The organism is Anaerofustis butyriciformans, assembly GCF_036289385.1.
GTDB lineage: Bacteria > Bacillota > Clostridia > Eubacteriales > Anaerofustaceae > Anaerofustis > Anaerofustis butyriciformans.
Genome location: NZ_JAYFFH010000004.1, coordinates 152,678 through 169,426, shown reverse-complemented (window position 1 = coordinate 169,426; position 16,749 = coordinate 152,678). Strand labels below are relative to the sequence as shown.

Genomic DNA, 16,749 nt, shown 5'->3' with positions numbered 1-16,749 from the left:
TAGATATGAAAAAAGTATTTATTTTAACTTTGGGATGTCCAAAGAATACCGTAGATAGTGAAAATATAATGTATTTATTAAAAGAGCAAGGGTATGAAATTGTTGATGATGCAACAATAAGCGATTATATAATAATCAATACTTGTACTTTTATTCATGATGCAATGGAAGAAAGCATTAATTCGATACTTGAAGCTACTTTGGTAAAAAAAGACAGAAATGAAGTAAAAATAATAGTTACTGGATGTCTTGCTCAAAGATATCATGAAGAGTTATTAAAGGAAATACCTGAAGTTGATGCTTTTGTTGGAACAGGTGAATTTTATGATATGGCAAAAGTTCTTGAAAAACTTGATAAAGATAGTGAAAGTACTTTAGTTAATGTTGAAAATATAAATTGTCCTATTGTTGAAACAGACAGAATATTGTCTACACCTTCATATACGGCTTATTTAAAGGTAAGTGAAGGATGTGATAAACATTGTACATATTGTGTAATTCCAAGTATCAGAGGAAAACAAAGAAGCAGAAAGCTTGAAGATATAGTATCTGAGGCAAAAAGACTTGCCCAAAGAGGAGTTAAAGAAATAATCTTAATAGCTCAAGACGTTGGAGAATATGGTACTGATTTATATGGTAAGAGAAGACTTCCTGATTTGCTTGAGGAATTAAATAATATTGAGGGCTTAAAGTGGATAAGAGTTTTATATATTTATCCTGAAACTATTTCAGATGAGCTTATCGACAAACTTGCAAAACTTGATAAAGTTGTAAAATATATAGATATGCCTCTTCAACATATTAATAACGATATATTAAAGAAAATGGGAAGAAGAACTTCAAAAGAAGATATACTTTCTATTATAAGGAAATTAAGAAAGAATGTTGAAGGAATAAAAATCCGTTCTACATTCATTACAGGTTTCCCATCAGAAACAAAAGAGCAGCATGAAGAACTTTTAGAATTTATAAAATTATATCAACTTGACAGGGTAGGGTTCTTTAAATATTCCAGAGAAGAGGGAACGCCTGCTTACAATATGGATAACCAAATTGATGAAGAAATTAAAGAAGAAAGATATGTTGAGCTTATGCAAGCTCAGGAAGAAGTTTCTGAAGAGCTTATGGAAATGTATCTAGATAAGACATTAGAGGTTCTTGTTGAAGAAGAAGTAGAGAGAGAAGATAACGTTTATATAGGAAGAAGCTATATGGATTGTCCTGAAATTGACGGAGAAGTTTATATTTATGCCCATAAACCTTTAGAAATAGGTGGGTTTTATGATATATTAATAGAAGATTCAATGGAATATGATTTAATAGGAAGGACGATATAATGAATTTAGCAAATAAAATTACGTTATTCAGAGTTTTTATGATACCTGTATATGTTGTTTTTATGATGCTTACAGGTATACAAAATAATTATATGATTGCCGGAGCGATATTTATCATTGCTTCAATATCAGATTTTGTTGATGGTCAGATTGCAAGAAGATGTAATATGGTTACAGATTTTGGAAAATTTGTTGACCCTCTTGCAGATAAACTTCTTGTAATGGCAGCGATGCTTTGCTTCGTTGAAATAAACTTTATTCCTTCATGGGTTGTAATTGTAATTCTTGCAAGAGAGTTTATTGTAACTGGGCTTAGAGTTCTTGCTGCATCTGCGGGAGTTGTTATAGCAGCTGATAAAATAGGTAAGTTAAAAACGACTACTCAAATGATAGCATTGGTATTAATGCATTTTTCAGCTTTAAGTAATATTATCTTTAATATTTCTTTAGGTCTTATGTATATAGCATTAATTTTAACTGTAGTTTCAGGAGCAAATTATTTATATTTAAACAGAAGTTTATTTAATGTAAAAGAGTAATTTTAAATTACTCTTTTTTTTATAAAAATAAAATATATTAATAAATATGGTTTTGAAGATAAAAAATATAACAATATAATAAGTATAAAATATTTTAAATAATATATAGAAAAATATGTAAATTGATACAATTATAATGTAGTATTTTATGAGTATATGAAAGTTTAAGTTATGAGAGGATGTATAAAAATGATAACTGTTAATATAAAAGATGTTATAGATAGTGATATACATAAAGTTTGGGAAATGACTTTAAATGTTAGTAAATATAATACATGGCGAAGTGACCTAAGTAAAACAAAAATTGTTAGTCAAAATCAATTTGTTGAATATACGAAAAAAGGTTATTATACAATTTTTACAGTTACTTTATTACAGCCTTATAAAAGATGGGAATTTGATATGGAAAACAGCAATATAAAAGGTCATTGGATTGGTGTTTTTACGTCAAAAGAAGATAAGACTCAGGTTGATTTTTCAGAACATATAACAGTAAAGAAAAAAATTATGAAGCCTTTTGTAAAATTATATTTAAAGAAACAACAGAAACAATTTATTAAAGATTTAAAAAAAATATTAGAATAAAAAAATATGAAATAAAAAAGCCTCTATAAAGAGGCTTTTTGTTTTAGAAGAATAAAACTGTTTGTGCAAGTATTAATGCATTTAATATTAAAGCCTGAATAAATGCGTTTAGTCTCGTTGGTGAATCAACGGCTTTTAATAGTTTGCCAATTACAAGTACAAACACAAGTAGGAAAACAAGTCCCATAAAACTTATTGCAATGGAAAATTGGCCCATTATTAACATTACTATGGCAACAATAGGAATAATAAGGAAGTTAAAGCACGACATTATAAATCTTTGAGTTTGTGTTGCTATCATAACTTCTTTTTCTCTTTCTTCTATGTAGAATATAAAATAACATAGTATTGTTGAAAGTATTAGCCAAAATACTTTTATTGATGTAATGTTGAAAACAACATTGCATCCTGCTACTGAAAGAAGATATAGTATTGCAATTATACCAATAGCAACAATTAAACCGCCTTTTACATTCTTTTTAGGGTCTTTATAGAATATTTGACTTCCTATATCGCATGCAAAATTTGTTCTATAGTAAAGATAGAATATTATCATTCCGTAGCATGATAACAATGATAATTTAACTAAAGTGTAATACGGAATTGATATAATCGGACTTAATAAAAAGTATAGTGCTACCGGAAGTAGGAATACCATAATTAAGGATGGTATTACTGCCAAAAGTTTTGATATAACAAATTCCTTGTTAAAAGGTATTGTTCCTTTTTCTTTATAATAATCTTTTGCAACTATTTTATAAGAAAGGAATATTATAAAGAAAGCAATTATGCAAAGTACAGCAGGTAACATTGTTTTTAATGTTAAGAATTTACTTGGGGTATATTCATACCCATCTCTTTGAGCTATGTAACTTACTGTTTCTTTTATTATTTTTCTGCTTGTAATTTCATTTGTTGGTAAAACATTTTGTGTAACTGTTAGAGTTACTTCATTTTCTTCTGGACTTCCTGTTTTTCCTTGTTCTAGTCTTGTTTTTAAAGCTTCGTTTTCTTTAACACTTGATTGATCATTTAAGTTTGATGTTATTAAGTGAATATTTTCTCCGGGGTTTGAAGCATTAAGTTCTTTCATGAATGTAACATTTTCTTCTTTTACAAAGTTAATTACATCTAAATCGATTTTTCCAAGTATATTTGTTTTAGTTGAAATTAATGTTAGATCTTTAGGGTTGAAAAATCTTTTAGTTGCTGTTTGAAGAGCTGTTCTTGCGCTTTCACCTACGGCAACAATATGTATGTTTTCTTCATTTAGTTTTGCCATTTGCGAAAATGCTACAATAGCTGAATAATATTGTTCTGCCAAGTATTCATTTTGTTTATATCCAAATTCGATGTGTCCATCAGAATGTCCTTGACTTGGATAATCAAAAACATAAACGCTGTAACCAAGCTTTGCAAATTCTTCAACCATAAACCATGTGTCTTTTGCGTTGGCGCTTAAATCATTTGCTATAAATACACCCATGTTGGTAGAACCTTTATAATATCTTGCGGATATTTCTTCTTCATCCAGATTATAGAATTCTACTTTATCCATTTTATAATATGTATTTGTTGAGTATAATTGTGTAAAACATCCAGCTATAAATAAAAATATTAATATTATTAATACAATTTTTCTTTTTGAATTTATTTTAAGTTTCATGTTAAACCTCTGTGTGGGGATTAAAAATTTACTGATAATAAATTATATCATAATATTTTTTTTTAAACAATAAACATAATATACTTGTTCTTTAGTTTCTTTATAAATAAAAAACAAGCATATTGCTTGTTTTTTATAAAATAAGTTTTGCTATATTATAAACTATTAAAGCAATTACATAAGCTATTCCTGTTTGGTACATAGCAGTTAAAACAGCACCTTTAAATGAGCCTATTTCTCTTTTTGCTGCTGCAAACGCTGCTGCGCAAGGCATATAAAGAAGCGTAAATGTTAAAAATGATATCGCAGCCGGAAGAGAGAGCATTGTGCTTAAAACTTGAGGTAATGTATTTAGTGTACTTCCCGTAAGTACGGCAAGTGTACTTACAACGACCTCTTTTGCACTAAATCCTGCAATAAGTGAAGTTACGAATTTCCAATCTCCAAAACCTAAAGGTTTAAAAATTATTGCAAGATAGTTTCCTATTGAAGCAAGTATGCTTGAAGATGGGTTGTCCACCATATTAAATCTAAAATCAAAGTTTTCAAGTAACCATATAAGTACACTGGCAACAAATATTATAGTAAATGCTCTTGTTACAAAATCTTTTGCTTTTTCATAACTAAGTCTTGTAAGAGATTTGATTGATGGAAGTCTGTATGGAGGAAGTTCCATTACAAAAGGCATTGATTCTCCTTTGTAAATTGTATTTTTTAATAGAAATCCTGAAAATACAGCTGTTAATATTCCAAGCAGATAAAAACAAATCATTACAAGAGGAAGATTATCTCCAAAAAATGCTGCTGCAAATACAGTATATATAGGAAGTTTTGCACTGCATGACATAAAAGGTGTTAAAAGCACCGTCATTTTTCTGTCTCTTGAACTTGTAAGAGTTCTTGTTGCCATAATTCCCGGAACAGAACATCCAAAACCTATTAGCATAGGAACAAAACTTTTACCGCTTAAACCTATTTTTCTTAAAGGTTTGTCCATGATAAATGCTATTCTTGCCATATATCCGCTGTCTTCTAGTAATGATAAGAAAAAGAATAACGTTACAATGATAGGTAAGAACGATAATACAGATGATATTCCGTTATATGCTCCGTCTATTATTAATGAACGAAGTGTCGGGTTTATTCGAAGTGTTGTAAGTCCTCCTCTTAAAAGAACTTTTATGTGTTCAAGTAAAAGTTCAAATGCATCGCTTAAAAATGCGCCGATAACTCCAAAGGTTAGATAAAATATTGCTCCCATAATAAGTATAAAAATAGGTATTGCAAAGTATTTGTTTGTAAGGAAATTATCTATTTTTACGCTTTTAATATGTTCTTTTGTATGAGAGACTTTATGTACAGTGTCACTACATAGGTTTTCTATAAAATCATATCTCATTTCTGCAATTGCAGCGGCTCTGTCAAGACCTACATCTTTTTCCATTTCGTCTACAATGTGCATTATTATATCTTTGTCCGCATCGCTAAGTTCAAGCTTATCTTCCATTAAGGAATCACCTTCAACTATTTTTGAAACACAAAATCTTACAGGAAGATTTTTTTCTTCTGCATTTGCTTCTATTATATGAGATATTGAATGTATTGCTTTATGAATATATCCGCTACAAAAATCAATTTTGCCTCTATACGCATTTTCTTCAAGTAAGTCCGTTGCAACGGCAATAAGTTCCTCTGTTCCTTGATTCTTTGCGGCTTGGATAGGAATACATTCTACATTTAATCTTTTTGAGATTGTATCTATATCTATACTATTTCCGCAGGCTATCACTTCATCCATCATGCTAAGTGCAATAACCATTGGAATATTTAATTCAAGTAGTTGAAGTGTAAGATATAAATTTCTTTCTATATTGGAAGCATCTATGATGTTTATTATTAAATCAGGTTTTTCTTCCATTAGAAAGTCTCTTGTAACTATTTCTTCACTTGTATAAGGTGAAAGTGAATATATACCCGGCAGGTCTACAAGGTTTATGTTTTCATGTCCTTTTATTGGACCTTCTTTTTTGTCTACTGTAACACCTGGGAAATTCCCAACATGAGCATTGCTTCCCGTAAGGGCATTAAATAATGTCGTTTTCCCACAGTTTTGATTACCTACAAGTGCAAAGGTACTTTTCATATTAAAGCACCTCTACTTCAATTTTTTTTGCGTCTTCTTTTCTTAAAGTAAGTTCAAAACCTCTTAGATTTATTTCTATCGGATCTCCAAGAGGGGCTACTTTTCTGATAAATACCACTGTTTTAGGTATTAGTCCTATATCTAAAAGTCTTCTTCTTATGGCAGGTTCTCCGCCTGTACTTTTTATTACTGCTTTTTGACCAATTTCAAGTTTGTCTAAAGTCATTTTTTATCCCTTCTTTTTTATGTCGTTTGTTCCGTTTTTGATTATACATTCAATATAATATTTAAGTCAATGGGAAAGAGCATTGTTATTAGTGAAAACTAACAAAATATTTTCATCTATGAACAAATGTTTGTTTTATTCCCGTTTGTGTGGTATATTTTTATTATAAGAAAGGTGAGTAAGAAAAATGGAGAAAATTATATTTCACATTGATGTTAATTCTGCGTTTTTATCATGGCACTGTGCGTATAATAAAAAAATCAATCCGGACTTTTTGGATTTAAGGAAAGTTGCTTCTGTGATAGGTGGCGATGAAGAAGCAAGAAAAGGTGTTGTTCTTGCAAAATCAGAAGAGGCGAAAAAATATGGTATAAAAACAGGAATAAGTTTATTTGAAGCGAAGAGGCTTTGTCCTAATCTTGTAATAGCTAAACCTAACTTTAAAATTTATAGGATGTATTCAAATAAAATGTTTGAACTTCTTTCAATGTATAGTGATAAAATAGAGAGGTTTTCCATTGATGAAGGATTCTTGGATATGAGCGAGAGCATAAAGCTATTTGGTCAGCCTGTTGAAGTTGCATATAAAATAAAAGAAAGAATAAAAAAAGAGCTTGGATTTAGTGTGAACGTGGGAGTTTCCTGTAATAAACTTCTTGCAAAGATGGCAGGGGATTTAGAAAAGCCCGATAAAGTAATAACTCTTTTCCCAGATGAGCTTGAAGAAAAATTATATCCCCTTGGTATAGATAATCTTTTTATGGTCGGTAAAAAAACAAAAGAAAAACTTAATAAGCTTGGAATAAATACAATTGGTGAACTTAGTAATTGTTCCCTGCAGTATCTTGTTAATCACTTTAAAAATTCACAGGGGATAATGCTTTATAATTATTCTCATGGCATAGATGATTCTAAAGTAGAAGTTGAAAGAAAAATAAAATCTGTTGGAAATAGTACAACCTTAAGTGAAGATACTTCTGATATTTTAAAACTAAGAAAAATTATCCTTGCTTTATGCGATAGTATAGGTTCAAGGCTTAGAGGGAAAAAAGTAAAAGGAAATGTTATTGTTGTTACAATAAAATATAGTAATTTTAAAGTATTTTCACATAGAAAGACCTTGTCATTTTATACCAGCTCCACTGATACAATTTATAAGCAGGCTTTGTTATTATTTGATGAATTATGGAACGGAAACAGTGTAAGACTGCTTGGTGTTAGTATATCCGGAATAAGTGAAAATACAGTATCTCAACTGTCATTAATTGAAAATAATGCTGAAAATGATAAAATGGGAAAAGTTGAAAAAGTTATGGATAAACTTAGAGAGAGTTATGGTAAAGATATAATAAAAAGAGGTATGCCTGAGGGAAAGGTTAGTAAATCAATAAAAGATAAATGGGAATAAAAAAGAGAATATTAATATTCTCTTTTTTTATAATACTAATTTATCTCCGTCAAACTTATAATCTTTATTTTTTTCTTTCATTAATGTATGTTTTATAAAATGTAGAAGTTCTTTTTCACCTTTATCTCTTAACATAATAAGAAGATATTCTGTAAGTTTCTTGCTGTCTTCGTCAATAATATAGAAGTCTTTTCCTTTTAGCCAGTATTTTAAAGGTTCGTCTTCTTTATAATTTCCGTTTAAATAATTTTTTGAAGCACTTATTCTATCAATTACCATTTCGGCAACATATTTTTTAGGCATTTTTACACCCATTATTCCTTCGTGAGGATTAGGTTTATAATCTATCCAATATTCAAAATGATGTCTATTTCTTCCTTTATGGTGAAGCCAGCCTAGTGCATATCCATTGACTTCTTTTTCTTTGTTTATTGGGCTTCTTTTACCTCCTTGGTAGTATTTTACGCCTCGCCCAAATTCTATAAAACTGTATTTCGAAAGGTCATGAAGTAGACCTTGTTTGTATAATCCTGCTTTAAAACAGGTTTTTAAAACTATAATTTTGTGTCTTGTTATGGTATAAAAATGTCCCCAAAGTTTGTTCATTGTTTCACTCCTGTTTTATAAATCTGCATTTTTATTATAGCAGAAATAAACTTATAATGTTATTCAAAATATTAAATTTTACTTTTTTAAGACAAATGTAACTATTGTGACTAAAATGTGACCTGTTTGCTTCATATTATTGTCTAAATGTTTTTCGTGTATATAATAAAATCAGAATAAAATTTTATTCATATTATTTTATGATAAAAAAATAATATTGATAAAAATGAGGGATTGGTATGAGTGGTATATTAAAAGATTTATATGAGGGCAATATAAATCCTTATGCAGAGATGAAAATTGCTTTGGATGAATATGCTTTAGAACTTAGAGAGATGACAAAAACGGAAGAGAATTTTATAAAAAAGCTTGATGAAAATATGCAAAATGAATTTTATAAGATTTTAGAAAGATGGATAAGTTTATATCCTTTAGAGCTTAGGGAGGCATATATAAAAGGGTATAAATTGGGAGTAAAGATGATGGCAGAAGTTTATAAATAAAAAAGGAGCATGCTCCTTTTTTATTTTATATATTCTTCCCATTCTTTTTCTTTAAATCCTGTAAGTATTTTATCTTTACCTATTATTATAGGTCTTTTTACAATCATGCCGTCAGTGGACAAGAGAGAAATCATTTCATCTTCGTTCATTTCCTTTAATTTATCTTTTAGATTAAGTTCTCTGTATTTCATACCGCTTGTATTAAAAAATCTTTTTATTGGAAGATTGCTTTCTTTAATCCACTCTGTAAGTTCTTCTTTTGTAGGGTTATTTTCGATTATATGTCTTGATGTAAAATCAATATCATTTTCAATAAGCCATTTTTTTGCTTTTTTACATGTAGAACATTTTGGGTATTCTAAAAATAAATATTTCATTTTAATTTCTCCATAATATTTTTATTTTATTTCATATTTTATTATACATAAAAAAATAAAAAAAATAAATTTTTAAAAAAATTTTTGTTTATTAAAAAAAAATATGGTAAAAATTATTGATAAATGTTACAATTTTTTTACGTAAAATTTTTATAAAAAAAATAAAAAAAAATGTAAAAAAAGCCTTGCATTATAGGGTTTTATAGTGTATTATTAGTAAGCTATGACAGAAGAAAATGCGTTGAAGCGGGAGGTTGCCGTGTGAACGGGTTTTTCCGTGGAGTATGTCACCATCTAGAATGGGGCGGCATGCTTGGTGTTTTTGTGCGTCTAACTCACAAGTGAAACACACGGAACAGTGTATTAAGCATGGTCGTACTGTCGAATCATAATTAGGAGGAAGAAAGTATGGCAAATCAAAAAATCAGAATTAAGCTAAAAGCCTATGATCACGCAGTGATTGACAAGTCAGCAGCTAAAATTGTTGACACAGCAAAAAGAACAGGAGCGGAAGTATCTGGTCCTATTCCACTTCCAACACAAAAGGAAGTAGTTACAATCATCAGAGCGGTTCATAAAGATAAGGATTCTAGAGAACAATTTGAAATGAGAACTCATAAGAGAGTTGTAGACATCCTTAACCCAACACCAAAAACTGTTGAAGCTTTAATGAAATTAGACTTACCAGCTGGTGTTGATATTGAAATCAAGTTATAAAATTATGACTACCAAAAAGTAGTCCGCTAATGGAGGTAAAAACATGAAAAAAGCTATTATGGCTAAAAAAGTCGGAATGACTCAAGTTTTTGCAGAAGACGGAAGAGTTATTCCAGTAACTGTATTACAAGCTGGTCCTTGCTGTGTATTACAAGTTAAAACAATTGAAAAGGACGGTTATGAAGCTGTACAACTTGGTTACGGTGAAATTAACGAAAAAAATGTAAACAAACCTTTGAAAGGTCACTTTGAAAAAGCAGGTGTTAAACCTGTAAGAAAAATCCAAGAATTCAGATTTGAAGATTGTTCAGGTTATGAAGTTGGAAATGAAATCAAAGCTGATGTATTTGAAGCCGGAGATAAAATTGATATTACAGGTATCAGCAAAGGTAAAGGATACCAAGGTGCTATCAAAAGACACGGTCAATCAAGAGGTCCTATGGGACACGGTAGTAAATCTCATAGAGTAGTTGGTGCTATGGGTGGAGCTTCTTTCCCTGGTAGAGTTATGAAGGGTAAGAAAATGGCCGGACATATGGGTAGCGAAAAAGTAACAGTTCAAAACTTAACTGTTGTTAAAGCTGATAGTGAAAATAACATGCTCCTTGTTAAAGGTGCTGTTCCAGGGTCTAATGGTTCTATCGTAACAATTACTGATAGTATCAAGGCTTCTAAATAGAGAGTACTAGGTAAGGAGGATAGAAATGAAAGCAGATGTATTAAACATAAAAGGCGAAGTAGTTGGAAGCGTTGACTTAAACGCTGAAATTTTTGAAATAGAGCCTAACATGCCAGTTGTTCATCAATATGTTAAAGCTTACCTTGCTAATCAAAGACAAGGTACTCAAAGTGCTAAAACAAGAGCAGAAGTGCGTGGAGGCGGAAGAAAACCATGGAGACAAAAAGGTACAGGTAGAGCTAGAGTTGGTTCTTCAAGAAACCCAGTTTGGACTGGTGGTGGGGTAGCATTTGCTCCAAAACCAAGAGATTATTCTCAAAGCATTAACAAAAAAATGAGAAGATTGGCTATGAAATCTGTATTCTCAGCTAAAGCAAGCGATAAAGAATTATTCATCATTGATGAACTTAAGCTTGAAGCTCCAAAAACTAAAGTAGTTGTTGATATGTTCAAAAACTTAAACATTAACAAAACTTTAGTTGTTATTGATGAAAATGACGTAAATGTTGTTAATTCAGTAAGAAACATTAAAGATGCTAAATGTTCAACAGTTGGAACATTAAACGCATACGAAATGTTAAAATACAACAATTTAGTTTTAACTAAAGATGCATTAAACAAAATAGAGGAGGTATATAAATAATGAATCCTCATGATATTATTATTAAACCAATCGTTACAGAACAAAGTATGATTGATGCAGCAAACAAAAAATACACATTCAAAGTTATGAAAAATGCAAATAAGTATCAAATCAAAGATGCTGTAGAAGCAATTTTCGATGTTGATGTTAAACAAGTTAATGTTATGAACATGAACGGAAAAGTTAAAAGAATGGGTAGAACACAAGGTAGAAGAGCTAATTGGAAAAAAGCTATTGTTACTTTAACAGAAGCTAGTAAAGAAATTAAGTTCTTTGAAAATATCTAAGGAGGCTATTACTGATGGGTATTAAAAAATATAAACCAACCTCACCAGGTCTTAGAGGTATGACAGTTTCTACTTTTGAAGAAATCACAAAGACTTCTCCAGAAAAGAGACTTGTTTCTAAGAAAACAAAAACTGCCGGAAGAAACAACAACGGTAGAATCACTGTTAGACATCATGGTGGCGGTGCTAAACAAAAATATAGAATCATTGATTTTAAAAGAAATAAAGATGGTATTCCAGCAAAAGTAAATGCTATCGAATACGATCCAAACAGAAGTGCAAACATTGCATTATTATTCTACGCTGATGGCGAAAAAAGATATATTATCGCTCCTAACAACTTAAAAGTTGGCGATACAGTAATGTCAGGTAAAGATGCTGATATTAAAGTAGGTAATGCATTAAATCTTGAAGATATTCCTGTTGGTACAATTCTTCACAATATTGAACTTAAAGCAGGAAAAGGTGCTCAAATGGCAAGAAGTGCCGGAACTTATGTTCAATTAATGGCTAAAGAAGGTAACTATGCAACATTAAGACTTCCTTCTGGCGAAATGAGACTTGTAAGAAAAGAATGCAGAGCTACAATCGGTCAAGTAGGAAATCTTGAACATGAAATTATTACTATCGGTAAAGCTGGTAGAAAAAGACATATGGGTATTAGACCAACAGTAAGAGGTTCTGTTATGAACCCTAACGACCATCCACACGGTGGTGGGGAAGGTAAAGCTCCAATCGGTAGAAGTGGTCCTGTTACTCCTTGGGGTAAACCAACACTTGGTTATAAAACTCGTAAGAAAAATAAACATTCTGATAAATACATTGTAAGAAGAAGAAACGGTAAATAGGAGGTAGGAGATGAGTAGATCAACTAAAAAAGGCCCTTACGTGGATGAAAGACTTCTAAAAAGAATAGAAGCAATGAATGAAAGTGGCGATAAACAAGTAGTAAAAACTTGGTCTCGTGATTGTACAATCTTCCCTCAAATGGTAGGACATACCGTAGCAGTTCATGACGGTAGAAAACATGTTCCAATCTTTGTTGTTGAAGATATGGTAGGACATAAATTTGGTGAATTCGCACCAACAAGAACATTCAGAGGCCATGCAGGCGAAAAGAAAACTGGAGTTAAAAAATAAGGCTTAATAGGAGGAAAAGTAAATGGAAGCAAAAGCAACTGCAAAATATTTAAGAGTTTCACCTATTAAGGTAAAAAGAGTTGCTTCTTTAGTAAGAGGTAAAGATTTAGGCGAAGCTATTAATATTTTAAAACTTACAGGTAACAAACCTGCAAGAGAAATCGAAAAAGTAGTAAAATCAGCAGCAGCAAATGCTGAAAATAATCATGATATGGACGTTACAAAGCTATATATCTCTGAAATTAGTGCTAATCAAGGACCTACACTAAAAAGATTTAGAGCTGGTTCTCAAGGTAGAGCGTCTATGATATTAAAAAGAAGCTCACACATTAGTGTAGTTCTTAAAGAAAGAGCATAAGGAGGAGAAAATCTAAATGGGTCAAAAAGTAAATCCACATGGTTTAAGAGTTGGCGTAATCAAAGATTGGTCTTCAAGATGGTATGCTAAAGATAAAGACTTTGGAGACTTATTAGTAGAAGATTACAATATTAGAAAATATATTAAAACAACACAATACAATACAGGTATTTCAAGAATCGAAATCGAAAGATTCGGTGAAAAAATTAAAATCTTTATCTACACAGGTAAACCTGGAAAGATTATTGGTAAAGCCGGTTCAGGTATTGAAGCTGTAAGAAAACAACTTCAAAAAATGACAGGCAAAAATGTTTATATCAACATTATCGAAGTAAAAAATGTTGACTGTGACGCTCAATTAGTTGCTGAAAACATAGCAGCACAACTTGAAAGAAGAATTTCTTTCAGAAGAGCTATGAAACAAGCTATCGGCAGAGCCTTAAGAGGTGGCGCTGAAGGTATTAAAACAAGCGTTTCAGGAAGATTAAACGGTGCTGAAATGGCTAGAACTGAACAATATAGTGATGGAAACGTGCCACTTCAAACATTAAGAGCCGACATCGACTATGGTTTTGCGGAAGCAGATACAACATACGGTAAACTCGGTGTAAAAGTTTGGATAAACAAAGGCGAAGTTCTTCCAACTAAAGGTGAATAATCAGTATTTCAATTAAGGAGGATAAATAACAGTTATGTTAATGCCTAAAAGAGTAAAACATAGAAAAGTACATCGTGGCAGAATGAAAGGAAAAGCTACGAGAGGTAATAAAATAACTTACGGTGAATACGCTATTCAAGCATTAGAACCAGCTTGGATTACTTCAAATCAAATTGAAGCAGCCCGTATCGCCATGACAAGATATATCAAAAGAGGCGGACAAGTTTGGATTAAAATTTTCCCAGATAAGTCTGTAACAAAGAAACCAGCCGAAACTCGTATGGGTAAAGGTAAAGGTGCTCCAGAATATTGGGTAGCGGTTGTAAAACCAGGTAGAGTTATGTTTGAACTTGCTGGTGTAAATGAAGAAACAGCAAGAGAAGCTATGAGACTTGCTCAACATAAACTACCAATCAAGACAAAATTTATCACTAGAGCAGAACAAGAAAAATTAGTAGGTGGTGAAGCATAATGAAAGCGCAAGATATTAGAAATATGAGTGAACAAGAATTAAATAATCAACTTATCTCTTTAAAAGAAGAATTATTCAATCTACGTTTTCAACATGCAACAGGACAACTTGATAATCCTTTAAAAATTAAGGAAGTTAAGAAAGACTACGCTAGAGTGAAAACTGTGCTTAGAGAAAGGGAATTACAAGCTAACGCTTAGTAATTTTTAGGTAGGATAATATGGAAAGAGGAAATAGAAAAGTAAGAATTGGTAAGGTTGTTTCAAACAAAGGTGATAAAAGCATCGTTGTTGCTATTGAAACAATGGTAAACCATCCATTATATAAAAAGCGTGTAAAGAAAACAACTAAGTTTATGGCTCATGATGAACAAAACATGTGTGATGTTGGCGATATTGTTAAAATTATGGAAACAAGACCACTTAGCAAATCAAAACGTCATAGATTAGTTGAAATCGTAGAAAAGGTTAAATAGCCTTTCGGCGTTTTAAGGAGGTTTAAAGAATGATACAACAAGAAAGTAGATTAAAAGTAGCTGATAACAGTGGTGCAAAAGAACTATTATGTATCAGAGTTCTTGGAGGAAGCAAAAAGAAAACTGCTAACATCGGTGATGTTATCGTAGCAAGTGTTAAAAGTGCTGCTCCCGGCGGAATGGTAAAAAAAGGTGATGTTGTAAAAGCTGTTATCGTTAGAACTGTAAGCGGTGTTAGAAGACCAGACGGTACTTATATCAAATTTGATCAAAACGCTGCTGTTATATTAAAAGAAGATAATCAACCAAGAGGAACACGTATTTTCGGACCTGTTGCTAGAGAACTTAGAAGTAAGAAATTTATGAAAATCGTTTCACTAGCTCCGGAAGTACTATAAGGAGGCTTTTATAATGCATGTAAAGAAAGATGATAAAGTAATTGTTATTTCTGGTAAAGATAAAGGAACTATTGGCAAAGTTATAAAAAGCTTTCCAAAAGAAAACAGAGTAATAGTTGAAAATGTAAATGTAAGAAAAAAACATTTAAAAGCAACAAATCAAATGCAACAAGCAGGTATTGTCGAAGAAGCATGTCCTATTGATGCTTCAAACGTTTTATTATACTGTGACACTTGCAAAAAAGGTGTTAGAACAGGTGTAAAGATTAACGACGGCAAAAAAGAAAGATACTGCAAAAAATGCAATGCAACTTTTAAATAGTAGGGGGCAGTAATTAATGAGTAGATTAAGAGAAAAATACAAAGCTGAAGTTATAAATGCACTTACTGAAAAGTTCGGCTATACAAACGTAATGCAAGTACCAAGACTTGAAAAAATCGTTATTAACATGAGATTTGGGGATTGTAAAGACAACTCTAAACAAATGGAAGCAGCTGCAAACGAACTTGCTTTAATTTCTGGACAAAAACCAGTTATGATTAAAGCAAAAAAATCAGTATCAAACTTCAAATTAAGAGAAGGTATGACAATCGGTGCGAAAGTAACACTTAGAGGTGAAAGAATGTATGAATTCGCTGATAGACTTCTAAATGTCGCTATTCCAAGAATCAGAGACTTCAGAGGTGTAAATCCAAAGAGTTTTGACGGAAGAGGAAATTATTCTTTAGGTATTAAAGAACAACTTATCTTCCCTGAAATAGATTATGATAAAATTGAAAAATTAAGAGGAATGGATATCGCATTCGTTTCTTCAGCAAATACAGATGAAGAAGGCTATGAATTACTTAAATTAATGGGTATGCCTTTCAAAGAAGCATAGGAGGATAAGATATGGCTAAAAAAGCAATGGTAGAAAAGCAAAAAAGAACACCAAAGTATTCAACAAGAGCATATACAAGATGTAAAATATGCGGAAGACCTCATGCTTACCTAAGAAAATATGGTATTTGTAGAATATGTTTTAGAGAACTTGCTTACAAAGGTGAAATCCCTGGCGTAAAGAAAGCAAGTTGGTAGAAATAATTTTAAAGAAAGTAATTAAGGAGGTTTTCTAATATGTCTATGACAGATCCAATTGCGGATATGCTAACTAGAATTAGAAACGCAAATAACGCAGGACACAAAGATGTAATGGTTCCAGCTTCTAATATTAAAAAAGCTATCGCAAACATTTTATTAGAAGAAGGTTATATAAAGAAAGTAGATTTTATAGAAGATAATAAACAAGGCATGCTTAAAATTACTTTGAAATACGGTCAAAACGGTGAAAAAGTAATCGCAGGCTTAAAGAGAATTTCTAAACCAGGTCTTAGAATTTATGCTTCAAATGAAGACTTACCAAAAGTTTTAAATGGTTTAGGGGTAGCAATTATATCAACTTCAAAAGGCGTTATGACAGACAAATTAGCTAGAAAAAATAACGTTGGCGGCGAAGTAATATGCTACGTATGGTAGAAAAAATAGGAGGAAG

26 protein-coding genes are annotated in these 16,749 nt (G+C 31.2%); 21 read left to right on the top strand and 5 right to left on the bottom strand.

Going from position 1 to position 16,749, the window contains the following annotated elements; translation table 11 throughout:
- Positions 1 to 5: 5 nt before the first annotated feature.
- The 3 genes from rimO (at position 6) to V2W16_RS07275 (ending at position 2,461) form a co-directional block, all read left to right on the top strand.
- A complete protein-coding gene (gene rimO / locus V2W16_RS07285; RefSeq protein WP_329383681.1) occupies positions 6 to 1,337 on the top strand; it encodes a 30S ribosomal protein S12 methylthiotransferase RimO in 1,332 nt (443 codons plus the stop codon).
- On the top strand, positions 1,337 to 1,876 hold the full coding sequence (gene pgsA, locus V2W16_RS07280) for a CDP-diacylglycerol--glycerol-3-phosphate 3-phosphatidyltransferase (RefSeq protein ID WP_329383678.1): 540 nt from the start codon (positions 1,337 to 1,339) through the stop codon (positions 1,874 to 1,876). The genes rimO and pgsA overlap by 1 nt, the downstream gene beginning before the upstream one ends.
- A 189-nt stretch (positions 1,877 to 2,065) precedes the next feature.
- Entirely contained in the window at positions 2,066 to 2,461 is a 396-nt protein-coding gene (locus V2W16_RS07275) for an SRPBCC family protein (protein WP_138268611.1), read from the top strand.
- Positions 2,462 to 2,504: 43 nt separating this feature from the next.
- Here V2W16_RS07275 and V2W16_RS07270 read toward each other — a convergent pair whose 3' ends face one another.
- The 3 genes from V2W16_RS07270 to V2W16_RS07260 all read right to left on the bottom strand — a co-directional run bounded on the left by V2W16_RS07270 (position 2,505) and on the right by V2W16_RS07260 (position 6,496).
- Positions 2,505 to 4,127: a hypothetical protein gene (locus V2W16_RS07270; RefSeq protein ID WP_329383673.1), complete on the bottom strand. Its 1,623-nt coding sequence runs from the start codon at positions 4,125 to 4,127 to the stop codon at positions 2,505 to 2,507.
- Positions 4,128 to 4,260: 133 nt separating this feature from the next.
- Positions 4,261 to 6,270 carry a ferrous iron transport protein B gene (gene feoB, locus V2W16_RS07265; RefSeq protein ID WP_329383671.1) on the bottom strand — a complete coding sequence of 670 codons (2,010 nt, stop codon included), beginning with the start codon at positions 6,268 to 6,270 and terminating at the stop codon, positions 4,261 to 4,263.
- Between the two features lies 1 nt (position 6,271).
- Complete coding sequence (locus V2W16_RS07260; RefSeq protein ID WP_138268608.1) at positions 6,272 to 6,496, bottom strand: FeoA family protein; 225 nt, start codon at positions 6,494 to 6,496, stop codon at positions 6,272 to 6,274.
- A gap of 187 nt (positions 6,497 to 6,683) precedes the next feature.
- Here V2W16_RS07260 and V2W16_RS07255 point away from each other — a divergent pair, with 187 nt between their 5' ends.
- On the top strand, positions 6,684 to 7,904 hold the full coding sequence (locus V2W16_RS07255) for a Y-family DNA polymerase (RefSeq protein ID WP_329383668.1): 1,221 nt from the start codon (positions 6,684 to 6,686) through the stop codon (positions 7,902 to 7,904).
- A gap of 27 nt (positions 7,905 to 7,931) precedes the next feature.
- Here the strand turns inward: V2W16_RS07255 and V2W16_RS07250 are convergent, their stop codons facing one another.
- Positions 7,932 to 8,510, bottom strand: coding sequence for a DUF5662 family protein (locus tag V2W16_RS07250; RefSeq protein ID WP_329383665.1), 579 nt, complete (start codon positions 8,508 to 8,510; stop codon positions 7,932 to 7,934).
- Positions 8,511 to 8,749: 239 nt separating this feature from the next.
- Between V2W16_RS07250 and V2W16_RS07245 the strand changes: the two genes are divergently transcribed.
- Positions 8,750 to 9,013 carry a DUF6809 family protein gene (locus V2W16_RS07245; protein ID WP_329383662.1) on the top strand — a complete coding sequence of 88 codons (264 nt, stop codon included), beginning with the start codon at positions 8,750 to 8,752 and terminating at the stop codon, positions 9,011 to 9,013.
- A gap of 20 nt (positions 9,014 to 9,033) precedes the next feature.
- Here V2W16_RS07245 and V2W16_RS07240 read toward each other — a convergent pair whose 3' ends face one another.
- Positions 9,034 to 9,390, bottom strand: a complete 357-nt coding sequence (locus V2W16_RS07240; protein WP_329383659.1) for an arsenate reductase family protein — start codon at positions 9,388 to 9,390, stop codon at positions 9,034 to 9,036.
- Between the two features lie 408 nt (positions 9,391 to 9,798).
- Here V2W16_RS07240 and rpsJ point away from each other — a divergent pair, with 408 nt between their 5' ends.
- Genes rpsJ through rpsH form a run of 16 tightly spaced genes read left to right on the top strand, consistent with a single transcriptional unit; the run spans position 9,799 to position 16,733 of the window.
- On the top strand, positions 9,799 to 10,107 hold the full coding sequence (rpsJ, locus tag V2W16_RS07235; protein WP_253230217.1) for a 30S ribosomal protein S10: 309 nt from the start codon (positions 9,799 to 9,801) through the stop codon (positions 10,105 to 10,107).
- A gap of 43 nt (positions 10,108 to 10,150) precedes the next feature.
- Entirely contained in the window at positions 10,151 to 10,786 is a 636-nt protein-coding gene (gene rplC / locus V2W16_RS07230; protein ID WP_138268602.1) for a 50S ribosomal protein L3, read from the top strand.
- A 25-nt stretch (positions 10,787 to 10,811) separates the two neighbouring features.
- Positions 10,812 to 11,429: a 50S ribosomal protein L4 gene (gene rplD, locus V2W16_RS07225; RefSeq protein ID WP_329383652.1), complete on the top strand. Its 618-nt coding sequence runs from the start codon at positions 10,812 to 10,814 to the stop codon at positions 11,427 to 11,429.
- Positions 11,429 to 11,716, top strand: a complete 288-nt coding sequence (rplW, locus tag V2W16_RS07220; protein ID WP_207734408.1) for a 50S ribosomal protein L23 — start codon at positions 11,429 to 11,431, stop codon at positions 11,714 to 11,716. The genes rplD and rplW overlap by 1 nt, the downstream gene beginning before the upstream one ends.
- A 14-nt stretch (positions 11,717 to 11,730) precedes the next feature.
- Positions 11,731 to 12,564: a 50S ribosomal protein L2 gene (rplB, locus tag V2W16_RS07215; protein ID WP_138268599.1), complete on the top strand. Its 834-nt coding sequence runs from the start codon at positions 11,731 to 11,733 to the stop codon at positions 12,562 to 12,564.
- A 10-nt stretch (positions 12,565 to 12,574) separates the two neighbouring features.
- Positions 12,575 to 12,856, top strand: a complete 282-nt coding sequence (rpsS, locus tag V2W16_RS07210; RefSeq protein ID WP_138268598.1) for a 30S ribosomal protein S19 — start codon at positions 12,575 to 12,577, stop codon at positions 12,854 to 12,856.
- Between the two features lie 22 nt (positions 12,857 to 12,878).
- Positions 12,879 to 13,214 carry a 50S ribosomal protein L22 gene (gene rplV / locus V2W16_RS07205; RefSeq protein ID WP_138268597.1) on the top strand — a complete coding sequence of 112 codons (336 nt, stop codon included), beginning with the start codon at positions 12,879 to 12,881 and terminating at the stop codon, positions 13,212 to 13,214.
- Between the two features lie 16 nt (positions 13,215 to 13,230).
- Positions 13,231 to 13,872, top strand: coding sequence for a 30S ribosomal protein S3 (gene rpsC / locus V2W16_RS07200; protein ID WP_138268596.1), 642 nt, complete (start codon positions 13,231 to 13,233; stop codon positions 13,870 to 13,872).
- A gap of 34 nt (positions 13,873 to 13,906) precedes the next feature.
- On the top strand, positions 13,907 to 14,344 hold the full coding sequence (gene rplP / locus V2W16_RS07195) for a 50S ribosomal protein L16 (protein ID WP_138268595.1): 438 nt from the start codon (positions 13,907 to 13,909) through the stop codon (positions 14,342 to 14,344).
- A complete protein-coding gene (gene rpmC, locus V2W16_RS07190) occupies positions 14,344 to 14,544 on the top strand; it encodes a 50S ribosomal protein L29 (RefSeq protein ID WP_138268594.1) in 201 nt (66 codons plus the stop codon). The genes rplP and rpmC overlap by 1 nt, the downstream gene beginning before the upstream one ends.
- 20 nt (positions 14,545 to 14,564) lie before the next feature.
- Positions 14,565 to 14,819 (top strand): 30S ribosomal protein S17, encoded by a 255-nt coding sequence (gene rpsQ, locus V2W16_RS07185; protein ID WP_007050812.1) that lies wholly within the window; start codon positions 14,565 to 14,567, stop codon positions 14,817 to 14,819.
- Between the two features lie 29 nt (positions 14,820 to 14,848).
- Positions 14,849 to 15,217, top strand: a complete 369-nt coding sequence (gene rplN, locus V2W16_RS07180) for a 50S ribosomal protein L14 (protein WP_138268593.1) — start codon at positions 14,849 to 14,851, stop codon at positions 15,215 to 15,217.
- Between the two features lie 13 nt (positions 15,218 to 15,230).
- Entirely contained in the window at positions 15,231 to 15,539 is a 309-nt protein-coding gene (gene rplX / locus V2W16_RS07175; protein WP_329383644.1) for a 50S ribosomal protein L24, read from the top strand.
- A gap of 16 nt (positions 15,540 to 15,555) precedes the next feature.
- Positions 15,556 to 16,098: a 50S ribosomal protein L5 gene (gene rplE / locus V2W16_RS07170; protein ID WP_138268591.1), complete on the top strand. Its 543-nt coding sequence runs from the start codon at positions 15,556 to 15,558 to the stop codon at positions 16,096 to 16,098.
- A gap of 11 nt (positions 16,099 to 16,109) precedes the next feature.
- Positions 16,110 to 16,295 (top strand): type Z 30S ribosomal protein S14, encoded by a 186-nt coding sequence (locus V2W16_RS07165; RefSeq protein WP_007050816.1) that lies wholly within the window; start codon positions 16,110 to 16,112, stop codon positions 16,293 to 16,295.
- A 39-nt stretch (positions 16,296 to 16,334) separates the two neighbouring features.
- Positions 16,335 to 16,733, top strand: a complete 399-nt coding sequence (gene rpsH, locus V2W16_RS07160) for a 30S ribosomal protein S8 (RefSeq protein ID WP_138268590.1) — start codon at positions 16,335 to 16,337, stop codon at positions 16,731 to 16,733.
- Positions 16,734 to 16,749: the final 16 nt, after the last annotated feature.

Excerpts from the sequence above, each read along its gene's own strand:
- rimO (WP_329383681.1), top strand. The coding sequence starts at position 6 with ATGAAAAAAGTATTTATTTTAACTTTGGGATGTCCAAAGAATACCGTA.
- pgsA (WP_329383678.1), top strand. The coding sequence starts at position 1,337 with ATGAATTTAGCAAATAAAATTACGTTATTCAGAGTTTTTATGATACCT.
- V2W16_RS07275 (WP_138268611.1), top strand. The coding sequence starts at position 2,066 with ATGATAACTGTTAATATAAAAGATGTTATAGATAGTGATATACATAAA.
- V2W16_RS07270 (WP_329383673.1), bottom strand. The coding sequence starts at position 4,127 with ATGAAACTTAAAATAAATTCAAAAAGAAAAATTGTATTAATAATATTA.
- feoB (WP_329383671.1), bottom strand. The coding sequence starts at position 6,270 with ATGAAAAGTACCTTTGCACTTGTAGGTAATCAAAACTGTGGGAAAACG.
- V2W16_RS07260 (WP_138268608.1), bottom strand. The coding sequence starts at position 6,496 with ATGACTTTAGACAAACTTGAAATTGGTCAAAAAGCAGTAATAAAAAGT.
- V2W16_RS07255 (WP_329383668.1), top strand. The coding sequence starts at position 6,684 with ATGGAGAAAATTATATTTCACATTGATGTTAATTCTGCGTTTTTATCA.
- V2W16_RS07250 (WP_329383665.1), bottom strand. The coding sequence starts at position 8,510 with ATGAACAAACTTTGGGGACATTTTTATACCATAACAAGACACAAAATT.
- V2W16_RS07245 (WP_329383662.1), top strand. The coding sequence starts at position 8,750 with ATGAGTGGTATATTAAAAGATTTATATGAGGGCAATATAAATCCTTAT.
- V2W16_RS07240 (WP_329383659.1), bottom strand. The coding sequence starts at position 9,390 with ATGAAATATTTATTTTTAGAATACCCAAAATGTTCTACATGTAAAAAA.
- rpsJ (WP_253230217.1), top strand. The coding sequence starts at position 9,799 with ATGGCAAATCAAAAAATCAGAATTAAGCTAAAAGCCTATGATCACGCA.
- rplC (WP_138268602.1), top strand. The coding sequence starts at position 10,151 with ATGAAAAAAGCTATTATGGCTAAAAAAGTCGGAATGACTCAAGTTTTT.
- rplD (WP_329383652.1), top strand. The coding sequence starts at position 10,812 with ATGAAAGCAGATGTATTAAACATAAAAGGCGAAGTAGTTGGAAGCGTT.
- rplW (WP_207734408.1), top strand. The coding sequence starts at position 11,429 with ATGAATCCTCATGATATTATTATTAAACCAATCGTTACAGAACAAAGT.
- rplB (WP_138268599.1), top strand. The coding sequence starts at position 11,731 with ATGGGTATTAAAAAATATAAACCAACCTCACCAGGTCTTAGAGGTATG.
- rpsS (WP_138268598.1), top strand. The coding sequence starts at position 12,575 with ATGAGTAGATCAACTAAAAAAGGCCCTTACGTGGATGAAAGACTTCTA.
- rplV (WP_138268597.1), top strand. The coding sequence starts at position 12,879 with ATGGAAGCAAAAGCAACTGCAAAATATTTAAGAGTTTCACCTATTAAG.
- rpsC (WP_138268596.1), top strand. The coding sequence starts at position 13,231 with ATGGGTCAAAAAGTAAATCCACATGGTTTAAGAGTTGGCGTAATCAAA.
- rplP (WP_138268595.1), top strand. The coding sequence starts at position 13,907 with ATGTTAATGCCTAAAAGAGTAAAACATAGAAAAGTACATCGTGGCAGA.
- rpmC (WP_138268594.1), top strand. The coding sequence starts at position 14,344 with ATGAAAGCGCAAGATATTAGAAATATGAGTGAACAAGAATTAAATAAT.
- rpsQ (WP_007050812.1), top strand. The coding sequence starts at position 14,565 with ATGGAAAGAGGAAATAGAAAAGTAAGAATTGGTAAGGTTGTTTCAAAC.
- rplN (WP_138268593.1), top strand. The coding sequence starts at position 14,849 with ATGATACAACAAGAAAGTAGATTAAAAGTAGCTGATAACAGTGGTGCA.
- rplX (WP_329383644.1), top strand. The coding sequence starts at position 15,231 with ATGCATGTAAAGAAAGATGATAAAGTAATTGTTATTTCTGGTAAAGAT.
- rplE (WP_138268591.1), top strand. The coding sequence starts at position 15,556 with ATGAGTAGATTAAGAGAAAAATACAAAGCTGAAGTTATAAATGCACTT.
- V2W16_RS07165 (WP_007050816.1), top strand. The coding sequence starts at position 16,110 with ATGGCTAAAAAAGCAATGGTAGAAAAGCAAAAAAGAACACCAAAGTAT.
- rpsH (WP_138268590.1), top strand. The coding sequence starts at position 16,335 with ATGTCTATGACAGATCCAATTGCGGATATGCTAACTAGAATTAGAAAC.